The 388-nt window shown below is 69.8% G+C and carries 1 protein-coding gene; it reads right to left on the reverse strand.

What is annotated here, in order from left to right; translation table 11 throughout:
* Positions 1-388: efflux RND transporter permease subunit (locus EN850_RS34035; RefSeq protein ID WP_136092969.1), on the reverse strand; the 388-nt coding region annotated here is incomplete at both ends.

The following is a 388-nucleotide window of genomic DNA, read 5'->3' on the forward strand; positions in this document are numbered from 1 at the left end:
CACCAGCAGCGCCATGGCGAAGGTGAGCAGCACGGCGCCGCCGGCGCTCTGGTACTCACGCGACTCGCCCTTCCAGTTCACCTGCGCGTACTGCGGCAGTTCTTCCTGGGCCACGTTCTGTGCCCAGGCAATGGCCTCGCCCAGCGGATAGCCCGGCGCCAGGCCGGCACTGATGGTGATCGAGCGCAGGCGGTTGAAGCGGTTCAGCGTGCCGGCCTCGGCCACTTCACTCAGCGTGACCAGGTTGGACAGCGGCACCAGCTCACCGGAGTTGGCGCGCACGCGGATCGCGGCCAGGTCGGCCGGGCTGGCACGGCCATCGCGGCCGGCCTGCACCAGCACGTCGTACTCCTCGCCGTTGTCGACGAAGGTGGTGACGCGACGCGAG

Origin of the sequence: Mesorhizobium sp. M8A.F.Ca.ET.207.01.1.1, assembly GCF_004794715.1 — a bacterium.
GTDB lineage: Bacteria > Pseudomonadota > Alphaproteobacteria > Rhizobiales > Rhizobiaceae > Mesorhizobium.